General features: G+C 31.0%; 17 protein-coding genes. 16 read left to right on the forward strand and 1 reads right to left on the reverse strand.

The window, feature by feature from the left end; translation table 11 throughout:
- The first annotated feature begins 212 nt into the window (after positions 1-212).
- The 4 genes from BET03_RS07190 (at position 213) to BET03_RS07205 (ending at position 3,780) form a co-directional block, all read left to right on the forward strand.
- Entirely contained in the window at positions 213-764 is a 552-nt protein-coding gene (locus tag BET03_RS07190) for a DUF6470 family protein (RefSeq protein WP_243096883.1), read from the forward strand.
- A gap of 229 nt (positions 765-993) precedes the next feature.
- Complete coding sequence (gene fliW / locus BET03_RS07195; protein ID WP_120168799.1) at positions 994-1,446, forward strand: flagellar assembly protein FliW; 453 nt, start codon at positions 994-996, stop codon at positions 1,444-1,446.
- 3 nt (positions 1,447-1,449) lie between these two features.
- Entirely contained in the window at positions 1,450-1,674 is a 225-nt protein-coding gene (csrA, locus tag BET03_RS07200) for a carbon storage regulator CsrA (protein ID WP_120168801.1), read from the forward strand.
- Between the two features lie 564 nt (positions 1,675-2,238).
- On the forward strand, positions 2,239-3,780 hold the full coding sequence (locus BET03_RS07205; RefSeq protein ID WP_120168803.1) for a flagellin N-terminal helical domain-containing protein: 1,542 nt from the start codon (positions 2,239-2,241) through the stop codon (positions 3,778-3,780).
- A gap of 515 nt (positions 3,781-4,295) precedes the next feature.
- On the opposite strand, the gene BET03_RS07210 is transcribed toward BET03_RS07205, so the two are convergent.
- On the reverse strand, positions 4,296-5,360 hold the full coding sequence (locus BET03_RS07210; RefSeq protein ID WP_207666045.1) for a hypothetical protein: 1,065 nt from the start codon (positions 5,358-5,360) through the stop codon (positions 4,296-4,298).
- A gap of 212 nt (positions 5,361-5,572) precedes the next feature.
- On the opposite strand from BET03_RS07210, the gene BET03_RS07215 reads away from it, so the two are divergent.
- The 12 genes from BET03_RS07215 to BET03_RS07270 all read left to right on the forward strand — a co-directional run bounded on the left by BET03_RS07215 (position 5,573) and on the right by BET03_RS07270 (position 23,765).
- A complete protein-coding gene (locus tag BET03_RS07215; RefSeq protein ID WP_120168805.1) occupies positions 5,573-5,815 on the forward strand; it encodes a hypothetical protein in 243 nt (80 codons plus the stop codon).
- A 590-nt stretch (positions 5,816-6,405) separates the two neighbouring features.
- On the forward strand, positions 6,406-6,780 hold the full coding sequence (locus tag BET03_RS07220; protein WP_243096884.1) for a flagellar protein FlaG: 375 nt from the start codon (positions 6,406-6,408) through the stop codon (positions 6,778-6,780).
- A 251-nt stretch (positions 6,781-7,031) separates the two neighbouring features.
- Positions 7,032-8,723 carry a flagellar filament capping protein FliD gene (gene fliD, locus BET03_RS07225; protein WP_120168809.1) on the forward strand — a complete coding sequence of 564 codons (1,692 nt, stop codon included), beginning with the start codon at positions 7,032-7,034 and terminating at the stop codon, positions 8,721-8,723.
- Positions 8,724-8,928: 205 nt separating this feature from the next.
- On the forward strand, positions 8,929-9,321 hold the full coding sequence (gene fliS / locus BET03_RS07230; protein ID WP_120168811.1) for a flagellar export chaperone FliS: 393 nt from the start codon (positions 8,929-8,931) through the stop codon (positions 9,319-9,321).
- A 15-nt stretch (positions 9,322-9,336) separates the two neighbouring features.
- Positions 9,337-9,813 carry a flagellar protein FlgN gene (locus BET03_RS07235; RefSeq protein WP_120168813.1) on the forward strand — a complete coding sequence of 159 codons (477 nt, stop codon included), beginning with the start codon at positions 9,337-9,339 and terminating at the stop codon, positions 9,811-9,813.
- Between the two features lie 169 nt (positions 9,814-9,982).
- Entirely contained in the window at positions 9,983-10,180 is a 198-nt protein-coding gene (locus BET03_RS07240) for a YjfB family protein (RefSeq protein ID WP_120168815.1), read from the forward strand.
- Positions 10,181-10,960: 780 nt separating this feature from the next.
- On the forward strand, positions 10,961-11,494 hold the full coding sequence (gene hpf / locus BET03_RS07245; protein ID WP_120168817.1) for a ribosome hibernation-promoting factor, HPF/YfiA family: 534 nt from the start codon (positions 10,961-10,963) through the stop codon (positions 11,492-11,494).
- A 252-nt stretch (positions 11,495-11,746) separates the two neighbouring features.
- Positions 11,747-14,497: a preprotein translocase subunit SecA gene (secA, locus tag BET03_RS07250; protein ID WP_120168819.1), complete on the forward strand. Its 2,751-nt coding sequence runs from the start codon at positions 11,747-11,749 to the stop codon at positions 14,495-14,497.
- Positions 14,498-15,129: 632 nt separating this feature from the next.
- A protein-coding gene (gene prfB, locus BET03_RS07255) for a peptide chain release factor 2 (RefSeq protein ID WP_120168821.1) occupies positions 15,130-16,231 on the forward strand; the annotation gives its coding sequence in 2 pieces (ribosomal slippage) (positions 15,130-15,204 and positions 15,206-16,231; 1,101 coding nt in all).
- A gap of 735 nt (positions 16,232-16,966) precedes the next feature.
- Complete coding sequence (locus tag BET03_RS07260; RefSeq protein WP_120168823.1) at positions 16,967-19,075, forward strand: methyl-accepting chemotaxis protein; 2,109 nt, start codon at positions 16,967-16,969, stop codon at positions 19,073-19,075.
- A 709-nt stretch (positions 19,076-19,784) separates the two neighbouring features.
- Entirely contained in the window at positions 19,785-21,938 is a 2,154-nt protein-coding gene (locus BET03_RS07265; protein WP_120168825.1) for a Tex family protein, read from the forward strand.
- 126 nt (positions 21,939-22,064) lie between these two features.
- Positions 22,065-23,765, forward strand: a complete 1,701-nt coding sequence (locus BET03_RS07270) for a hybrid sensor histidine kinase/response regulator (RefSeq protein ID WP_120168827.1) — start codon at positions 22,065-22,067, stop codon at positions 23,763-23,765.
- Positions 23,766-23,794 lie beyond the last annotated feature (29 nt).

Here is a 23,794-nt window from a genome sequence, read left to right on the forward strand (position 1 = left end):
TGGATTGCGAATCCATCAGCAACTTTAGGGATATAGTGAAGTTGATATTAAACAACGTAGCGCAGAATTTATTCTGCGCATTATAATTATTAAGACATTACCTAGTTGTTGAGGGACGCCACGTCCCTCAACTATAAGGGAGATTCATAATTTATATTTTGTTATTGAGGGATTCGTAATCCCTCAATTTACATAATATAGGAGATGATAACATGGGCCTAAAAATAAATACCACTTGGGCAAAATTAGCTATGAATACTACAAGGGGACAAATGAAAATCCAACAGCCTAGAGGAGAACAGACCATAAAACAGACTAAACCCCAAGTAAAAATAAAATCAGAAAAGCCAAAGGTGATAATAGACCAATATCAATGCTTTGCAGAAGCAGGGTTAAAAAATTTCTTAGATTTAACAAGAGAACAAATAAATCTAGCAAGACAAGCTGCATTAGAGGGAATAGGAAGAAGGGCCCAAGATGGGGATAGAATGGCAATGATACAAAAGAATATGCCACCTGCTATACCTGAAATAGCAGAGAAAAATGCGTGGGATGATGAATTAGATTATAATGTAGATCTTATGCCAAAAAGCAGACCTAAAATACAGGTTAAAGGAGACTTAAAAATAGACTGGGTGTTAGGTAAAGCAGAAATAAACTATACACCTAAAAAGCCAAAAACAAATTACCAAAGGGGTAAAGTAGAAATCTACCTTAAGCAAAAGGGAAGTATAGATATACAGTATGTAGACGTGAAAGCCTGAAAGGAATTGAAAATGTAAAATGTAAAATATGATAAATACAATTGATAATGGAGAATTGAGAATTAGAAAAGATAAATATCTAAATTGTAGAGCATAATTTATTATGAGTTCACATTTGTAAAACATAACCCGTAGGTCACAATTAATTGTCACCTACAATGATATAATTAACGTTGTTGATGGATTCGTAATCCATCAACTTAACCCATAAAAAGGAGGAACAATAATAATGAAACTAAACACCAAGCATTTTGGCGAAATTGAAATAGATGAAAATTCAATAATAAACTTTCCAGATGGACTACTAGCCTTTGAAGACCAAAAGAAGTTTACAATAATAGATAACCCAGATAAAGAAGTTCCATTTCAATGGCTTCAATCAATAGACAATCCTAACCTTGCCTTTGTAATAATAAATCCTTTTATATTTAAAAAGGATTATGAATTTGATATACCTAAACAAGTAGTAAAAAAACTAGAAATAGAAGAAGAAAAGGATGTAATAGTATATACAATAGTAGTAGTACCAGAAGATATAAATAAAATGACAGCAAATTTAGCAGGACCATTAATAATAAATAATAAAAATAGAAAAGGAAAACAAATAATACTAAGTGATAGCAGATATTCAACTAAACACAATATTTTAGAAGAACTCCAAAAGGTTAATCAGGAGGAATAAACTATGTTAATTCTTACAAGAAAAAAAGATGAAAGTATAATTATAGATGATAATATCGAGATAATGGTCGTAGGGATAAGTGAAGGCAAGGTTAAATTAGGGATAAAAGCTCCAAAGGATATAGAGGTACATAGGAAAGAAATATATGAAGAAATTCAAAAAAGTAACCAAGAAGCAGCAAATACTAAAAAGATTGACTTTAATGCCCTAAGAAAACTGTTTAAGTAATGAACAATTAAAGATACAATTAACAATTTACAGTTTACAAATTACAATTAGAAATACAATTAAAAATTGAAAATTGAAAATGTAAAAAAAGTTAGTAGCATGTAGTTAGTTGTTAGTAGCAAAAAAATACAGCTCTTAGTTCTTAGAGTTTTTTATTTCGCTGAAAGTAGCTCACATTTCAATGTGAGGTTACATTTGCAAACCATTAATCGTAGGCACAATTAATTGTGACCTACAATAATATAGTTAACGTTGTTGAGGGATTCGTAATCCCTCAACTTGGACGTTGTCGTGGGACATCCAAGCACATCGACTAATAATTTTCTTAAAAACTAAACAAAATTTCCCAAAAAAATTTCAAAAAATCCTAAAGTCCTTAAAAAGCATGTCGATATATTATAATGAAAGGAAAATATTAAAAGTTTAATTTCACCTCTGGCCAGAGGATATCCTTATTTTAGGCAGGACGCCTAAAACTTTAACATTAAACATTTAAAATTTAAAATTCCGCTTTTGGCGGAACTGGCAGGGAAGCCAAAAAAATCATTCAAGGAGGAATGTATAATGAGAATTAACCACAATATTTCAGCATTAAACACTTACAGACAGCTAAGTTTTAATAATATTAACACTCAAAAATCATTAGAAAAATTATCTTCAGGTTACAGAATTAACAGAGCTGGAGATGATGCAGCAGGTCTTGCGATTTCAGAAAAAATGAGAGCTCAAATAAGAGGTTTAGGACAAGCTCAAAGAAATGCTCAAGATGGTATTTCTTTAATTCAGACAGCTGAAGGTGCATTGAATGAAACACAATCAATACTTCAAAGAATGAGAGAGTTAGCAGTACAATCTGCTAACGATACTAACGTAGATGTTGACCGTGAAGCACTTCAAAACGAAATAGACCAGTTAGCTCAAGAATTAACTAGAATAGCTAACACTACAGAATTTAACCAAAAGACATTACTAAATGGTGGAATAACACAAAGTGGTGTTGGTGAAGTTAAATTCCATATAGGAGCAAATCAAGGACAAGACGTATCATTAGCGATAGCAGCTATGGATGCTTACTCACTAGGAGTAGCTAGAGACGTAACTGAAACTTCAGCAACTGTTAATGGAAGTGTTATATCTAATGTAGAATTTGATGAAAATAATCTTGGCAGCGCAGTAGTAGATGGGGCAAATATTACATTTAATGCTGCTGATAATACAGGAACTGCTGCTTCTGTAACTCTTGATAGTGGTGCAGGAACAATTACAATAACTGATGGCAGTGCTAGTGCTGATGCAAATAATATTAAAATTGAATTAACCACTAATTCTAGTGATACTTTAGATGTTTCTGCTTCTGGTGATACAATTACAATTGCTCTTGCCAATTCAACATCTAGTAATAACACTGCTGGAGCCATAGAAACTGCCTTACAAGGGTTAGGAACAGTAAATGGTGTAGATGTTAGTGACTGGACTGTATCAGGAGATGCTACTTGGACTTCGGGACCTCCGACTTCAGCTTCTGTTTCAGCAACAAGCTTATCTGGTGGAGCTGATCCAAATGCAGCTGAAACAATAGTTACTATTAGTGATGGAACGAATACTCAAAATATAACAGTAAATGACACAGATACAAGTGTATCAATTGATTCAGGTGTTTTTGCTGGAATTTCATTTGATGTATCAGACGTTACTACACTAAACAGTGGTAATGATAGTATAAATGTTTCACAGACTGTTTATTCTGCAACAGCTGCTACTTTCTCAGGAGGAGAAAAGACAGCAGATGCATCTGTTAAAGGTGGAATTGATATATCAACTCAAACAGCAGCAAGTAGTGCTATAGATACAATAGATACAGCATTAACTAAAGTATCAGAAGAAAGAGCAAAGCTTGGTGCTTATCAAAACAGACTTGAACATACAATAAACAATCTAGGAACAGCAAGTGAGAACCTAACAGCAGCTGAATCAAGAATTAGAGATGTAGACATGGCTAAGGAAATGATGCAATTTACTAAGATGAATATCTTACAACAAGCTGCTCAAGCAATGTTGGCTCAAGCCCAGCAACAACCTCAAGGAGTATTACAACTTCTTAGGTAATGCTGGATAAGGGTCCCTTAAAGGGTAACCTCTAAGTGCAAATCGGGTGAATTGCTGGAACTTCCTAAAGCTCTGCTCCCTACAACGTAATCCGAAAGGATAGGCGTGATAGGTTAAAAAACAGCAGAGATGGAACAATGGATAATCAGCAGCCAAGCTCCTGTTCCGAAAGGATGGAGAAGGTTCAACGACTAGGGCGAACGGCCTACGGCAATTGAGAATTGATAATGGAGAATTGAGAATTATAAAACTCAATTGTACGGCTATGAGGTCCGTAGGGGTATGAGGTTCTCCGAAGTGCCCGACAACCGGAAATAAAATTGAAAATTGAGAATGGAAAATTGAAAATTAGTAATATAATAAAATTCATTCTTAAAACCGGTTGAAGATATAGTCTGGCAAGTATCGAAAGATATTTGATGATCCGCAAGCAAATCAACAACCTCAAGGAGTTCTTCAATTATTAAGATAATAGTTAAGCATAAAAAAGAGACTCTGGATTTTCCAGGGTCTCTTCACATTTTAATCCTTCCTTCTTGTCTAAGTCTTCTTATTTTATCAACGATTCCCCAATATGTTCTGTTTAATCTTTTGGCAATTTCTTTATAGGTTACTCCTTTTGTTTTTAAGTCTATAATTAATAATTCATCTTCCTTTGAATAAGTATTATCTATGACTTTTAAAGGAGCCTTTATTATTTCTTTATTAGGGTATGCTTTTTCTAGCTCTAGTTTTTTATCATTCAGTCGCTTTTCAATATCAACTTTATAAGTCATACAAGGTATTTCATTAACATATGGTCTAACTAAATTAACAAACTTCATTAATTCATTTCTCTTTCCTATTTCTAAAATATAGTTATTACCATCAGGTCTTCTTTTTAACTTAAATTTAATGTTAAATTTCTTTTTAATATGATTTTTAAGAATTATATTTTCTTCCTTTGTAAAATTTAGTGAATACAGATATATATGAGGAGTTATGTACATCTTATTATTTTTATTAGATATGTCTAATACAAGACTTCCATCATCCATATATAAACAGGCTAGTCCAATGGGATGGTCTAATAATTTAATATTTTCTTTAGTAATTGTTTTCACTTTGTTTTTGTAAAATTTATTATATAAATCTGTATATATTGGATGACTTGGAGAGTATAATTTTCCGTTTATCCCATTTACACTAAATTTAAAGTCTAAATCTGATAGCATATTAGCTTTCCATTTTCTATAGGGGATTTGCTGATTACATCCATGTTCTCTATAATGGGCGTTTATACTTCTACCATATAAAGCTAGATTTCCATCTCCAAGAATACTTCCAACAATAATATTTCTCTGTATTTGATTTAAAGTATAGTTTTTTAGTTTTTCTTTATATTTTCTTTTCTTTGCTTTCATCAATTTTGTGTGTAACTTTTTCTTGTATTCTCTACTTTTTCGAATTCCATATTTAGATGCTTTTCTTCTTAAGGTATATATAGATATACCTAATTTATTAGCTAATTCCTTAGTGTCAGTATTAGGATAGTGTTCTTTAATAAGGGTAATTAATTGTTCTTCACTTAAATCATTCACTCCTTCACCTCCACTCGAAACAGAACATTTGTTCTTTATAATTTTATTATATCATATATTTAGTAAATATTTTAGATTAAAGGTTTGTTTGTAATAAATATAGAAGGGATTTTATATAAATAGCCATTTATAAAGATTAAATATATTTTATGATATAATTGACATATAAATTAGCATTACATTACAAACAAAACGGAAATGGGGATTACATTATGAATAATTCTAAAGACAAAGAATATTTTGAGCAAAAGCTAGAATGGGTAAAGTATAGGATTAAAATGTTGAATAAAATTGAAGAAAAATTAAGGGAAATGAAAGGTTTAGCCAAGTATGTTAAGGATAATGATTTAGATGAAGAAGAAATTCAGGAGATTAATACAAAGATAGATAGTTTAAGGGAAGAAGTTGTTGAAATGGATGAAAAGAGTAAGACATTTTGGTTAGATAATCAATAGGCAGGTTACATTAAAATGTAACCTGCAGTAATGATATAAGATTAAGTAGGTCACAATTAATTGTGACCTATTTAAATATAAGTAAGCAAATAGTAGAACACAATGACTTGTGTTCTATGGAAAATTTGAGCTACATAAATACAAGTTCCAAAAAATAAAGCTAGACTGTTTCAATTCTTACTTTATGAAACAGTCTAGCTTATTTAAAATAGAACTTATGGTAGATATACCAACCCTTTGGTTCTGTTTCTAATAACTTACTCGGCACTTCTTTTATCTACCTTCCTTCTTGCTTAAATTTCTCTTAGTCCTAAAAACTTTAAACTTCTTAACTTCCCATAATACTTAAATTTAAAATTGTTCTTTGTAACTCTATACTTCTTAAAAAAATAATGTTTAATAATATGGTTGGTATAGAGCTACCATGTTCTATTTACTTATATTATACACTATTTTTTATTATTTGTAAATAGAATTTTCTGAAAATTAACAAAATTCCACTTCTTTTTCTTTTTTATTGTATAAAAATTAAAGCTTTTAAAATTATTGTCGATATAATATATAGAATGAGATAACAAGGAGTGATGAAGGTGCGTATAGAAGGTGTATCTTCCCCAGCTGTTATTCAAAGATCACAATCAGTATCAAGAGAAGATAGTGGACATGTGAAAAAATTAGACCAGGATAAAAGTAAAGAGGTAGAAGCAGGAGTAGTTAATAATGAAGAAAACAAGAAGGTTAGTGAAGATGAATTAATACATGCTATAGAAAAGGCCAATGAAAGTGTAAAGATTTATGATAGAAGGTTAGAATTTTCAATCCATGAAAAAACAAAGGAGATAATTGTAAAGGTAATAGATACAAATACAGATGAGGTAATAAGAGAAATACCTCCTAAAAAAATACTTGATATGGTAGCAAAAATGTGGGAATTAGCAGGAATATTAGTGGATGAGAAAGTTTAACAAAATCCTTAAAGGATTTTGTAATGTAAAATTGAAAATGTAAAATGTAAAATAAAAAGATTATAAAAACTATAAAAGACACATTGAGTTGTAAATGTTGAATTAGTTTAGGGTATATAAAGAAGTATATAATTGAGGGACGTAGCGTCCCTCAATAACTAATGAAAAATTTTCATTATATAGATACTTTAATAATTTTCAATTTTTAATTTTGAATTTTTAATTCCCTAAAAAGGGTAAGGGGTGGTTACATGAGTGATATGAGAATAGGTGGTCTTGCTTCTGGGATGGATATAGACCAGATAGTAAGTGATTTAATGAAGGCTGAAAGGGTAAAAGTAGACAAGCTTGAACAGGAAAAACAGCTTATAGAATGGAAACAGGAAATGTATCAAGAAATGAATAAAGAGTTTGCAAATTTTATACTTGATACAAGGAAAGAGTTTGGTTTAACAGATATTACCTCTACAGGGACACTAATAAGTAAATCTGTTGATAGTTTAGATTGGGTAAAAACTGCAACCTCATCAAATGAAACAGTTACTACAGTAGATGCCTATGCTAATGCTATTAGAGGTAGTTATGATATAACTGTAGATAGATTAGCAGAAAATTTTTCTGCAGCTAGTAGTACTATAATTTCATCAGGTGATAAAGCCAATATTGCAAGCCAGTTTGGAGTAAATGCAAATGATACTATTAAATTTACTATTGAAACTAATGAAGGAAGTCAAACATTTGACTATACAAACTTAGATAGTATTAGCTTAGATGATATAGTAGATGATATTAATAATGCTAATTTAGGAGTAACTGCTGTATATGATAGCGAAATAGATAGATTTTTCCTACAGACTGATAATACTGGTGCAGATAATTGGATGAAGATAACAGACAATAGTACTTTTGCAAGTGGAGAAACTTTTATTACTGGTGCTTCTAGTTTATTAGCCCTTAAATATGATGATAATGGCACATCTACATCTTTGGTAGATGGGCAACAGTATTCAGGGGTAGATGCACAGATAGATTTTGGAGAGGCTAAAGATATAACTATGGATTCTAATCAGTTCACCATAAACGGTATAGAATTCAACCTAAAATCTACTGGAAGTTCTACTGTACAGGTTAATACTGATATTGATGCAGTATATGAAAAAATAAGCTCTTTTGTGGAAAAATATAATGAAATAGTAGATAAGGTTGGTACAAAACTTTCAGAAGAAAGATACAGAGACTATAAACCATTAACTGAAGAACAAAAAGAGGCTATGTCAGAAAAGGAAATTGAATTATGGGAAGAAAAGGCTAAAAGTGGTCTTTTAAGAAATGATATGCTTCTTTCAAGGACAATGCAAAGGGTAAGATCAGGTTTATATGATGATGTTGTAGGGGTAACAGGTAGCTTTGATCATTTAACTGAAATAGGGATAACAACAGAAAAGTATTCAAGTGGAACTGTTGGAGGAAAGTTAGTAATAGATGAGCAAAAGCTAAAGGAAGCTATACAAGAGGATGTAGACGGTGTATTAGAACTATTATTTAAGGAACCAAGTGATGCATTAGCAAGTAAATCTGAAGATGAGATGACTGCTTCAGAAATAGAGCAAAAAAGAAGTGAAAGTGGATTAATACGTAGGATATATGATAATATGATTCAAGGTATGAAAGAGATTATAAATAAGGCAGGTCCTGGAGATGACGTAAATATTTATAGAAATGTAAAGTCTACAATGCTATTAGATTTTGTTACTGAACATGGAAGCACAAGTATGTTGACTGATGACATTGTTGATTTAGATGAAGAAATAGATGATATGTATGATTATTTAACTCAGGTTGAAGATAGGTACTGGAGAGAGTTTACACAAATGGAGAAGGCTATAGCACAGATGAATCAGCAGAGTGCTTGGCTAATGCAGCAGTTTGGAGGAGGAATGTAAAAAACAATTGAGAGTTGAGAATTGAGAATGGAGAATTTACAATTAAATGAAAAATTATTCCTATTCAATAATGTTAAATTTTAAATTGTGAATGTTAAATTTGGTTGAGGGATTACAAATCCCTCAACAACGTTAGTAGAGCATATTTCAATGTGAGATTAAATGTGCGGTTATTAGTAAATAAATTAAGCTAGGGGGATTTGGAATGGTAATGAATAATGCTTATCAGCAATATCAGCAAAATTCAATAATGACAGCTTCACCTGAAGAATTAACTTTAATGTTATATAATGGTGCTATAAAGTTTATAAAACAGGGTAAAATTTTTATTGAACAAAATAATATGGAAAAGGCCAATAATTCAATAATAAGGGCACAGGATATTATTAGTGAATTAAATATTACACTAAATATGGATTATGAAATCTCTAAGAATTTAAGAAGTTTATATACATTTATACTTGATAGACTTATGCAGGCAAATATTAAAAAGGATATTAGTATTTTAGATGAAGTTTTACCTTTAATAGAGGAACTAAGGGATACTTGGCAGGAAGCCATGAAGATAGCCAAGAAGAATAAGAAGGCAGCTAAATAAGCAGGAGATGATTAAATGACTAATAATATAGTAAAAGACTTAATAGAAGTTAGCAGAAAAAAGATAAATCATCTAAAAAATATACTGAATTATACTAAGATTCAACAAAAAGTTATAGGAAATAATGACCTAGATAAACTTCAACAATACATAGAAAAAAAACAGAAGGAGATAGAAAGTATAAATAAATTAGATAGTATTTTTATTTCAAAATATGAGGAATTGAAAGAAAAAAATAATATAAATTCCATTGAGGATATTAGAGTGGAAAAATATCCTGATCTAAAAGAGCTAAAGGATAATATTAAAGAAATTACTAAGCTATTAAAGCTAATACAACAGCTAGAATTACAGAATAACCAAAAAATAAAGTCAAATTTTGATAAGGTAAAGACAAAATTAAAAAATGTAAAAAAGGGTAAGAAGTTAGTTAAAGGGTATAATCCTTATAATAATTTTAATGATTCAATTTTTATAGATAGAAAGAAATAAATAAGTTAGTAGTTAGTAGCCTGTGGTTAGTAGGAAATAAATGTTGAGGGATTACGAATCCCTCAACAACAAGGCACGGGGGCGTCCCTCAACAACAGTAACAACAAAAACAAGAAGGGATGCAGGTATCCTTCAACAATGGAAACTTTAGAACAGGGGGAGCATTTTTATGAAGATAAGTTCTTATATGTCACAAAACATATACAGCCTTAAGCAAGCTCTAGGTATGGCTACATTAAGAAAAGCTATGAATCAGGATGCACAAAGTGTGGCTAATATTATGAAATCTGTGGAAAATATAAATAAAACTGAAATAGAAAGGTCAGTTAATCCACATGTAGGTGGAAATATAGATATAAAGGTGTAAAAAGCGAGCTTTGCTCGCTTTTTTTATTATTAGACTTTTTATCTTTTACCCCATGCAACTTAGGGATAGGTCTTCTTATTGTATTGTTCATTACTTACGTCGAGGGACGTGGGCGTCCCTCGACAACAGGTATTTTCTAAAAACTAGGAACTAAAAAGCTAAGAACTGTATTTATTCCTAATCCATAACTACATATTGTGGATAAAAAAATCCCACATACTATGAAAATTATAAATATAATTGTTAGAACTTTTCTAAGTTTGTAAAAAAAACTCGAAAAAAATAAGTCCACATTTTTTCACTTGCTATACACATGTTTTTCCACATAGTATTCTGTGGAAAATTAAGCTTTTCCACAGAGTTATTAACATTATCCACATATTTGTTGTGAAGTTATCCACACCAGCAGTTAGGATATTAGTATAAAAATGGAAATGTATATTTATACTTTATATGCATACACTTAAAAAAGTAAAAAATCTTAATAGCTAACAAATTAGCAAAATTTTTTTAAGTTTATATAAAAAAATATTTAATGTTTTAGATAAAACAAGTTAAGGGTATCATATTATAATAACAAGAAATATTTTTAGCTTAGATAAAGTTTTATATTTACAGACTCAAAATATCTTTTCATTAACTAATACTTAAGAAATTGGAGGAAATTATACCAAAATGTAGAATAATATTAATATTAAATAATTTTACAAAAGTCTTGTTAATAATTTTTATAAGGAAATACTAAAATTTTTAATAAATAGATGAAAGGGGCTGACCTGTATGAAACTAATTATAACAGGAAGAAATATGGAGGTTACAGATGCTTTAAAGGACACAGTTCGTAGAAAACTAGGAAAGCTAGACAAGTATTTTCACGAAGATGTTGAGGTTCATGCAACATTAAGTGTGGAGAAAAACAGACAAATTTTTGAAGTTACTATACCTATTAATGGTAGAATGATTAGGGCTGAGGAATCAACAGAAGATATGTATACTTCTATAGATAAATCAATTGATATTTTAGAAAGACAAATTAGAAAGCATAAAACAAAATTACAAAAAAGATATAATAATGGTGAAACTATTAGATTTGAAAATATAAAGCCTTTATCAGTAGAAAAGGATAGTACGCCTAAGATAGTAAAGACTAAACGATTTGCTATGAAGCCAATGGATGCAGAAGAAGCAGTTTTACAAATGGAACTATTAGGTCATGATTTCTTCGTATTTACAAATGGAGAAACTGATGAGGTAAATGTTGTATATAAAAGAAAAGACGGGAACTATGGTTTAATTGAACCCGAATACTTATAAAAATAATATTAAACTTTATTTATAAAAGGAATAGGGGAGATAAATTATTTTCTATATTTAATATAAAATATATATGTGAAATATGTTGAGGACATATCAAATACTCAACAATGAAAATTGATTTATAGGTAGCTGACACGTATGTGTTAGCTACCTACTTGTTTTTTGAGAAGTTATGGCCTCCTTGTCTCTTACAAATTTTAGTGATAAAATAAATTGATAAGGCAAGAATATTTGAAGGGTGATGATTACATGAAAAGTCTATTTGAAAAGATATTTGGTACCTATAGTGAAAGGGAGATAAAGAGGCTTAATCCTATTGTGGATAAAATAGAAAGTTTAGAAAGTGAAATGAAAAAGCTAACAGATGATGAACTAAAGGCAAAAACTGATGAGTTTAAAAATAGATTAAACAATGGAGAAACTCTTGATGACATACTTCCAGAGGCCTTTGCAGTAGTAAGGGAAACTGCAGATAGAGTACTTGGAATGAGACATTATAGGGTACAGTTAATAGGTGGTATAGTACTTCATCAGGGAAGAATTGCAGAGATGAAAACAGGTGAAGGTAAGACATTAGTTGCCACTTTACCTGTTTATTTAAATGCCCTTACAGGAAAAGGAGTTCATGTTGTAACTGTAAATGACTACCTGGCTAAAAGGGATAGAGAATGGATGGGAAAAATATACGAATTTTTAGGTTTATCAACAGGCTGTATAGTTCATGGTATGAGTAATGCAGAGAGAAGAAAAGCCTATAATTGTGATATAACCTATGGTACTAATAATGAATTTGGCTTTGATTATTTAAGGGATAATATGGTTATATATAAGGGCGAAATGGTACAAAGAGAACTAAACTACTGTATAATAGACGAGGTTGACAGTATATTAATAGATGAAGCCAGAACTCCACTAATTATTTCAGGAGAGGGAAATGAATCAAACAAGTTATATCTTGCTGCAGATGCTTTTGCAAGGACACTTAGAGGTAGAAAAGTAGACCCAAATGAAAAGAAAAATGATCCATTTAATAGGGAGATAAAAGAGGAAAATGTAGACTTTTTAGTAGATGAGAAGGCAAATACTGTTACTTTGACTGAAAAAGGTGTGAAAAAGGCAGAAAATTACTTTAACCTTGAAAACCTTGCAGACCCTGTAAATATGGAAATATCCCACCATATAAATCAAGCACTAAAGGCACATAACCTTATGAAAAGGGATAGAGACTATGTTGTTAAAGATGGTCAAGTAGTAATAGTAGACGAATTTACGGGGAGATTAATGTTTGGAAGAAGATATAGTGATGGCTTACATCAAGCTATAGAAGCTAAAGAAGGCTTAGATGTAAGAAGGGAATCAAAAACACTTGCCACTATTACATTCCAGAATTATTTTAGAATGTATAAAAAACTTGCAGGTATGACAGGTACTGCTAAGACAGAAGAAGCTGAATTTAAAGAGATATATGGTATGGATGTTATAGAAATACCTACAAATAAGCCTGTAGTTAGAGAAGATTGCCCTGATGTTATATACAAGAATCAGGAGGTTAAGTTTAGGGCTGTAGTAGAGGAAATAAAGGAAAAATATAAAAAAGGTCAGCCTGTACTTGTAGGTACTATATCTATAGAGAACTCTGAAATTCTAAGTAAGATGCTTAGAAAAGAGGGAGTAAAGCACGAAGTATTAAATGCTAAGTACCATGAAAGGGAAGCAGAAATAGTTGCCCAAGCAGGAAGATTAGGTGCTGTAACTATAGCAACAAATATGGCAGGTAGAGGTACAGACATTGTATTAGGTGGTAACCCAGAATATATGGCAAAAAGTGAAATGAAGAAAAAGGGATATTCCGACCACATAATTGCCTTAGCAGATAGCTTTTTTGATACAGATGATAAAGAAATATTAGAAGCTAGAAAGGTATATAAAGAGTTACTAGAAAAAGCTAAGGAATCATTAAAGGATGAACAGGAAAAGGTTAAGGAACTTGGAGGATTACACATAATAGGTACAGAAAGACATGAGTCTAGAAGAATAGATAATCAGCTAAGGGGACGTTCTGGACGTCAGGGAGACCCTGGTTCTTCAAGATTTTATATATCCCTTGAAGATGACCTTATGAGATTGTTTGGTAGTGAAAGAATAAGGGGAATGGTTGATACTTTAGGTATGCCAGATGATGAACCTTTAGAGCATAAACTTCTTACAAAATCAATAGAGAATGCTCAAAAGAAGGTAGAGGCTAGAAACTTTAATATAAGAAAGCATGTTTTACAATATGATGATGTAATGAATAAACAAAGAGAAGTAATATATGCTGAAAGAAGAAAGGTACTTGAAGGTGAGAATCTAAAAGAAAATATTATTTCTATGCTAGAAAATATAATAGAAGGAGCAATAGAGATATATACGGCAGAAGGAAAATATCCTGAAGATTGGAATCTAACAGGCTTAGTTGATTATCTTGCTAATATATATCTTCCGAAGGATAAGGTTGAGCTTGGTGATATTGAGAGTCTTACTAAGGAAAGCCTAAAGAAAAACCTATTAGATACTTCTATTAAGTTATATGAGGAAAAGGAAGAAGAAATAGGAAAAGAACAATTAAGAGAGCTTGAAAGGGTAATACTATTAAGGGTAATAGATAGGAAATGGATGGACCACATAGATGCTATGGCGCAATTAAAGCAGGGAATTGGACTTAGGGCATTAGGAAATGAAGACCCTGTAAGAGCATATCAAGTTGAAGGTTATGATATGTTCCAAGAAATGATTAAGAGTATTCAAGAGGAAACAGTAAAACATTTATATCACTTACAACCAGCAGAGAAAATTGAAAGAAAGAGAGTAGTTAAAATAACTTCAACAGGACGTGGAGGAGAAGAGAAAAAGTCAAAACCTAAACCATATATTAGAAGGAAGAAGAAAATAGGTAGAAATGAACCTTGTCCATGTGGTAGTGGTAAAAAGTATAAGAAATGCTGTGGGAAAAACAATTAAATACAATTGAGAATGGACAATTGACAATTTACAATTAGAAAAGCAATTATTAATGAAACGGGAAATTTTCCCGTTTCATTATGTTAAATTTTAAATTGTGAATATTTAATTAATGAAGTTGAAAATTGAAAATGTAAAACTAGGAATACAATTGAGAATGGAAAATGGAGAATTGAGAATTAAAAAATACTTGTTAGTAGTTAGTAAGAAAAATAATAGTTATTAGTGGCTGGTGGTTAGTGGTTAGTGAAAAAATTATAGATTTAAAATGAAAAATAAAAAATATAAAAACTGTAGAGCAGACTTTAGTCTGCGATTAAAGGTTGAGGGATTACGAATCCCTCAACAACAAGACAAGTAGTACAATCTTCAAAGCATTACTAAAAATCAACCACTATCCCCTAACCACCAAAAACTGTTTTTACAAGTAACGGACAGCGGAGCATGTCTACAAAGGTCAAGTAACGGACATTCTAGACTCTCTTCTTAGGTCAAAGTAACGGACATCCATAGGCTAGACATCTAAGGTATAGTAAAGGACATCGAAGCTTGGCATCTTTGACTAAGTAACAGACTACGTAGCATTACGTCTTAGACATAGTAACAAACAACACGAAAGGTAGGTGCATAAAATGATAGAGCTAGAAAGTTGTAAAGAAGCTCTTTCTAATTTTAAGGATACTATAAAAGAAATAGGTGTCTCCCTTTGACATAGATGGACTGAAAAAGAAAATTAAAGAATTAGAAGAGGAAATGGCTAAACCAGATTTTTGGAATGACCCAAAAGAAGCTAAAAAAGTAGCACAGGATGTTAAAGAATATAAAGAAAAATTAAAAAGATATAATGACCTAAATACACAAATAGAAGATGTTGAAGTGCTTATTGAGCTTTCCTATGAAGAAAATGATAATTCTGTTTTTGAGGAAATACAAAACAGTATAAAAACAATTGAGAAAGAATTGGAAAGTCTGAGAATAGATACCCTTTTAAATGGGGAATACGATAAGAATAATGCAATACTTTCAATAAATTCAGGAGCAGGAGGCCTTGAAGCTCAAGACTGGGCTGAAATGCTTTTAAGAATGTATAGAAGATGGTGTGAGAAAAAGGGATATGCAGTTGAAACACTTGATATATTACCTGATCCTGAAGCTGGTATAAAGAGTGCTACACTACTTGTTAAGGGATTAAACGCATATGGTTATCTTAAGGCTGAAAAGGGAGTTCATAGATTAGTTAGAATATCACCATTTGATTCTTCAGGTAGAAGACATACTTCATTTGCCTCAGTTGATGTCAGTCCTGAATTAGATGATGATATTGATATTGAAATATCGCCCAGTGATTTAAGGATAGACACATATAGGGCAAGTGGTGCAGGTGGACAGCATGTAAACAAAACAGAGTCTGCCGTTAGAATTACCCATATACCTACTGGAATAGTAGTACAATGTCAGAATGAAAGGTCACAACACAGTAATAGAGCAACTGCTATGAAGATATTAAAAGCAAAGCTTATTGAGCTTAAGAGAATGGAACAACAGGAAAAGATAGAAGACTTACAAGGTGAATATAGTCAAATAGCCTGGGGATCACAAATAAGGTCATATATATTCCATCCTTATAATCTTGTTAAGGACCATAGAACAAATACAGAGGTTGGTAATACACAGGCAGTTATGGATGGAGATATAGATATATTTATTAATGAATACCTAAAACAGAACAATTGAGAATGGACAATTGACAATTAAAAGAAAATAATGGTTATTAGTGATTGGTGGTTAGTGGTTAGTAAAGTACAGTTGTTAGCTCTTGGTTCCTAGTTCCTAGACAAAAATTTTTAGTTTTACTAAGAGCTGGAAGCAAAGAGCTAGGAACTGCTTTTAATAGCAAGAACTTAGTACGATTGTTTTCTAATCAATTATCTTTACAGTATTACCAAAAACCAACCACTACCCACTAATCACCAAAAACGGCTTTTAAAAGTAACGGACATCAAAGGATAGACACCTTAGGTTAAGTAACGGTCCTCGTAGCCTAGACATCTAAGGTATAGTAACGGACTGCAAAGCATAACTACCTAGGTCAAGTAACGGACAGAGAAGTTCGACTTCTTAGACCTAGTAACTGCTTTTAAATCACGAAACACGTTATAAAACACAATTGAGAATTGATAATTAGAAAAGATTAAAAACCTAAGAATAAGGATTACTTGTTAGTAGATAGCAGCGTGTTAGTGTAGGGGCTGAATATATTCAGCCCTTATATATTGGGCAAAATATAAATAGAAAAAACTGGTAAAAAAATAAGTGATTAAAATAGGGATGGTTCTGTTTTTTAAATGGAACAACGAACCCGGTTGGTCGTTCCAGAAGAAACCTCTTTTATTTTAAAAAGGATTTTTGGATTTTTTATCGAATATATACAAAATATGTAACTTGACTTTATAAGAGGGAGTGGCATGGATGAAACTAATTAAGAAACTTAAAGAAAAGTTTGCTTTTTCAATGAAGAAAAACAAAGGAAAACCAAAAAAGAAAAAAACAAAAAAATCAGTTACAAAAAGTAAGCCTAAAAAATCGAAAAATAAGAATAAAAGGGGAAAAATTAAGAATCAGTTAATAGCATTAGTTCTTATATTAACTTTAATCCCTATATCAACTATTGCATTTGTAAACTATTATTATCAAACTAAAAATGTTAAAGAGAATATGGAAAATTCAAATCTAGCATTAGCAAAATCACTTTCAAATGAAGTGGATACATATATTAATACTTTTTTCAATGTATTAGATACTTTAGCAGCAACCCATGATTTTAGGAATATGGAAAGGTATGAGCTTATAAGGTCTTTAAACTTAACTGTAACAAAAATAGACCAAATTAAGGTATTATACGTTTTTGATAAAAATGGTCAGGAAGTTGCCTCAACAAGAAATAGGTCTGATAAATTAAATGTTAGTTCTGAAGATTGGTTCAATAAAGCTTTAGAAGGTCAAAAAACAATATCAAATTCTTTTATAGATGATGTTACAAAATTGCCTGGAGTAATAATAGCTACACCAATGGAAAATATTTTAGGGGAAAAGATAGGAGTAATAGCTGCTAAAATAGGATTAAATGAAATTTCTGAGCTTGTTTCAGAAAACAAAGTAGGTAAGACTGGTGTGTCTTATATAGTAGATAAAACAGGAATAGTAATAGGACATCCAAATTTTAAGGAAAAAGTTATGGAAAGATACAATGCTAAAGAAAAAGGACTTGAGGGAGTTCTACAATCTTTAAAGGGGGAAACATCAGTAAGTACATATAATAACGAAAATGGAACTTCTGTTATTGGGGCATATACTCAGGTACCATCTACAGGATGGGGGGTTATAATTGAACAAAACACAAGTGAAGTAAAAGAAGCCCAAATAAAAAATCTCTACAGAAATATTGGTATAGTTGCTATAGTTATAGTATTAGTAATAATAGTAACGTCGATAGCTTCAAGGGTGTTTACTAAAACTGTAAGGGACCTTGCCAAGGCAGCCAATACAATAAAAACAGGAGATTTAACAGTAAGAGTAGAAGAGAAGGCTAAAAATGAAATTGGAGAACTTCAAAAGGCTTTTAATCAAATGATAGATGCATTATATATGATTATATTTAATTTAAAGGATGCAATTACTGACATAAAAGATTCCTCTAAATACTTAACTGAAAGTGCAAATTTAACTGTCCAGTCATCAGAAGAAATATCAGGAATCGTAGAAGAAGTTGCTAATGGTACGGAGATGCAGCTTGAAAATGTTGAAGAAGCTACAAATATGGTTGATATGATGAGTGGAAGAGTAAAGAGTGTAGAGGAAGGAACAAAAGGTATTCTAAAGGCTACTAATGAGGCTGCTAATATTGTAAAAGAAAGTTCTAAAGATATAGACAATACTAAAGAAATTATGTATTCAATCGAAAAAACTGTAAAAAAATCAGCAGACCAAATTAGCACATTATCAGAACATGTTGATGAAATAGGGAAAATTGTTAGCTTTATAGAGGAAATTTCTCAACAAACTAATCTGTTAGCATTAAATGCAGCCATAGAGGCAGCAAGGGCAGGAGAACATGGTAAAGGATTTACTGTTGTAGCAGAAGAGGTAAGACAGCTTGCAGAGCAAACAAGTAATGCATCAAGTGATATAGTTAATATTGTTAATAAGATTCAGGATGAAATGAAGCTTGTTACTAAATCTATGAATACAGGAATAGATGAAGTAAATAAGGGAAGTCAAATTATAGGTAGTACTACTGAATCATTTAATAGAATATTAACTGAAACAGACCAAGTAGTTGAAACTGTTGAGAAATTTACTACTATAGTTGATGAGCTTTTAGAGGAAATGAGTAGAATCGAAAAAGCAATAAGTCAGGTAGGTGCGGTTTCACAACAGACTGCTTCAGGTATACAAACTATTTTAGCAAGTACAGAAGAACAGCAGTCAGCTGTCAATCAAATAAATGAGTATGCTGTTAGATTAAATGAAATGGCAAGTCAGTTAAATAGCTTAATTGTTGGGTTTAAAATAGAGTAGGAAGGTAATTTACAATTAACAATGTACAATTGCCAATTAAGGAAAATTGAAACGCGAACCCGGTTCGCGTTTCAATTTTGTAAAATAATACCATTTTATAACATTGCTGGTGGATTCCTAATCCATCAGCTTTTTTAAAAGTTGAAGAAAACAATAAAAGCAATGGACAATTAACAATGTACAATTGACAATTAGAAAAGCAATTGAGAATGGACAATGAAATGGAAAATTACCCCTATTCAATAATGTTAAATTTTAAATTGTGAATGTTAAATTAAAAGAGTTAGTAGCATGTAGTTAGTAAAGTACAGTTGTTAGTTCTTAGTTCCTGGTTCCTAGACAAAAAATTTTTAGTTTTGCTAAGAGCTGAGAGCAAAGAGCTAGGAACTGCTTTTAAAGTAACGGACATCTGTAGGCTAGACGTCTAAGGAATAGTAACGGACAACAGAGCATGTCTACAAAGGTCTAAGTAACGGACATCGAAGCGTGGCATCCTAGGCAGAGTAACGGTCATCGTAGGCTAAACGCCTGTGGCATAGTAACGGACATCGAAGCATTACTTCTCAGACATAGTAACGGACCACATAGCCTTACTTCTAAGGTCAAGTAACAAATATCCTACCTTTGTCCTAAAACTATAGTCCTATCTTGTGTTTACATATAGAAAATATTATAATGAAATTGAAAAATTAGAAAGGACGGATAAAATATGGATATAACCTTAAAATTGGCTAAAGAATTTAATTTAAAAAAGTATCAAGTAGAAAATACAATTAAGCTATTAGATGAGGGAAATACTATACCTTTTATTGCTAGATATAGAAAAGAACAGACCGGAGAACTAAGTGATGTAGTACTAAGGGAACTAGAGAAAAGGCTTACATATTTAAGAAATTTAGAAAATAGAAAAGATGAAGTAATAAGACTTATAGATGAACAGGGAAAACTTACAGAAAAATTAAAAAAAGAAATTGAGAAGGCAGATACCCTACAAAGAGTAGAAGATTTATATAGGCCATATAGACCTAAAAGAAGAACAAGGGCTACAATTGCAAAAGAAAAGGGTCTTGAGCCTTTAGCACATATAATATTTAAGCAAGAAGTTGAAGATAAGGATTTAGAAGAAATAGCTAAACCTTTCATAGATGAAGAAAAAGAGGTAAATACTATAGAAGATGCATATAAGGGTGCCATGGATATTATAGCAGAGTGGATATCAGATAATGCAGATTTTAGAAAGGTTATAAGGGATTTAACATTTAAGAAAGGAATTCTTACTACAAAGGCAGCTGATTCATCGAAAAAATCAGTTTATGAGATGTATTATGACTATAGTGAACCAGTAAGAAAAATTGCAAATCATAGAATATTAGCAATTAATAGAGGAGAAAAGGAAAAAGTATTAAAGGTAAATATAGAAAGTCCATATGATGAAATAATAAACTTCTTAAAGAAAAAAGTAATAAAAAATGATAATGCTGTAACCATTAAATACCTAGAAGAAAGTATAATAGATAGTTACAAAAGACTTATTGCTCCTGCAATAGAAAGGGAGATAAGAACTACTTTAAAAGAAAGAGCAGAAAAGGATGCAATAAAAATTTTCTCTAAAAACCTAAAGAGCTTACTTATGCAGGCACCAGTAAAAGGGAAAGTTGTAATGGGTTTTGACCCTGCTTTTAGGACAGGCTGTAAAATAGCGGTAGTTGATGAAACAGGAAAGCTTCTAGAGACAACAACAGTATATCCTACAGAACCTCAAAATAAGGTTGAAGAGGCTAAAGAGGAATTAAAGAAATTAATAGAAAAATACAATGTAGATATAATAGCAATAGGAAATGGAACAGCATCAAGGGAATCTGAAATGATAGTAGCTGAAATGCTTAAGGAATTAGATAAAAATGTTTACTATACAATAGTTAATGAAGCAGGTGCATCAGTATACTCTGCATCAAAGGTTGCAAATGAGGAATATCCTGATATAGATGTATCATTAAGGGGAGCAATTTCTATAGCAAGAAGATTACAAGACCCATTAGCTGAATTGGTAAAGATTGATCCAAAACATATTGGAGTAGGTCAATACCAGCATGATATTAATCAGGGAGAGCTAGATGAAGCACTAAAGGGAGTAGTAGAAGACTGTGTAAATAGTGTAGGGGTTGATTTAAACACTGCTTCAGTGTCATTATTAAAGTATATTTCAGGAATAACCTCTAGTGTAGCTAAAAATATAGTTAAATATAGAGAAGAGATAGGTAAATTTAAGAGTAGAGAAGAACTATTAAAGGTATCACGCCTTGGAGAAAAAACCTTTGTCCAATGTGCAGGTTTTTTAAGAATATCTGATGGAATCAATCCATTAGATAATACTTCTGTCCATCCAGAATCATATGAGGTAGCTTTAAAACTTATTGATACTTTAGGATACGAAAAAGAAGATATAGAAAATGGGAAACTAAAGAATATAGGAAATATGATAAACGATATTAACATAGAGAATTTAGCCAATGACTTAGAAGTGGGATTACCAACTCTTAAAGATATTATAGGTGAGCTTCAAAAACCAGGTAGAGACCCAAGGGATGAAATGCCAAAGCCAATTTTTAGAACAGATGTATTAAAGATTGAGGATTTAAAACCAGAGATGATACTTACTGGAACTGTTAAAAACGTTGTAGATTTTGGAGCTTTTGTAGATGTTGGGTTAAAACAAGATGGATTAGTTCATATATCAAACTTAAGTGACAGATATATAAAAAATCCAATGGAAGTAGTATCTGTGGGAGACGTAGTAAAGGTAAGGGTTTTAGATATAGACATTGAAAGAAATAGAATATCACTTAGTATGAAAGATTTATAAAAGATATAGAAAAAGTAATAGTGTATAAATAATTTATAAAAAATAAAAAAGGATAATTTATCCAGCAAGTAGAATTATATTATATTAGTATTTGGTTAGAAGGTGTGTAGTTCAGGGGGGGACTTTATGTTAAGTGGTTCGAAGGAAGGCCGCGAGTTTTTAGATAATAGTGGTCAGATTGTGAAGTGTCAACAAGATGGGGACTATTATAGCATTGCTGCATGTTTTAACAGAAAACTAAAGTTAATTAAAGAGCTTATTGAAAAGGTTCCATATAAAAAAGATTGTAAGGAATTTTTAGATTATTCTATTGCTAAAGTAATAAATAATATAGGAGCAGATTATGGATATATAGTGACAATAAATGATGATTTTACTATAGATTTTATAAGTAAATATAAACTACCAGATGAATTATTAAATAAGTTAAAAAGTAGTGTTTTTAGTAAGGAACTATTAAAAAAGAGGATAAAAAAGGGAACCATAAAGCTAGTTACTAAAAGTGATTTATGTGTTAGTGAGAAACATATATTGCATAAACTATTCCTACAATATAAAATTAAGTCATTAGTTGAGGTTCCAATAAAAGAAAGAGACAACACTATAAAGGGATTTTTGGTACTAGTTTCACAAAAAGATGAAAATATTTTTCAAGAACACATATATTTACTACAAATATTAACTAGTATTATACTTGTCTTATTAAAGGACCATAGGAAACATGAAAAACGTCAAAAAGAATTAGTAAAAGCAGAGAGACTTAAGATTTTAGGAGAGTTAGCAGGGGGAGTTGCCCACGATTTTAATAATGTACTGACTACAATTATAGGTTTTACTCAAATGGCACTATTAAAATCAAGGAATGAAGAGATTAGAAAACTTTTAGATATTATATATAAATCTTCTTTAGATGCCAAAGCTATAGTAAACAAGATACAGAATTTTAATAAGACAAGTTACGACAAACAGATTGATTTACATAACTTAAATTCTATAGTGGAAAATGTAATAGAAATGGCTAAGCCAAAGTGGAAAAATGATTATGAAAGTAAGGGTGCAAAACTAGAAATAATAAAACGATTAAATTCTAAAAGGTGTATATATTGTAATGAACATGAAATAAGAGAGGCTCTACTAAATATAGTACTAAATGCAATGGATGCCATGGAAAACGGAGGAAAGCTGACTATTATAACATATGATAAAGATGATAAGGCATATTTACATATTGAAGATAATGGAATCGGTATGGAGGATAAAGTTAAAGAAAAGATATTTGAACCATATTATAGTACAAAGGAAGCAAGGGGAACAGGTCTTGGACTAAGTATTACTCAAAATATCATAAATGAATATAACGGTAATATTAGTGTTGAAAGTAAATTAGGGTCTGGAACTAAGTTCATAATTTCTTTTCCAAGCTATTCTAAAGTTGATAATATTAAAGAAGAGAATATGGAAATTCCTAAATATGATTCAGTGAAGACACTTATAATCGATGATAGAGAAGATGTTGCAGATACTATAAAGGAACTTTTAGCAATGTTAAATGTTGAAAGTGATATTGGCTCAACTAGAGAAGAAATATTTAGAAAAATCACACAAAAAGAATATGATATTGTAATTTGTGATTTAGCAATGCCTGATATTAGTGGGCTAGATGTTGCAAAGGAAATAAAAGAAGAGTATCCAAATATTAAGTTTATATTAATGACTGGTTGGCCAGGTGATATAGAAAAAGATAAATTAGTTAATGTAGGCTACATGATTCATAAGCCATGTACTTTAAAAGATTTAATAAAGGGTATTGAAAAAGTAGTAGAATAATTGTTAAGCTTTTAAATAGAGATTAAAAA

The sequence above is a fragment of the Thermohalobacter berrensis genome (assembly GCF_003609645.1).
GTDB classification, from domain to species: Bacteria; Bacillota; Clostridia; order Tissierellales; family Thermohalobacteraceae; genus Thermohalobacter; species Thermohalobacter berrensis.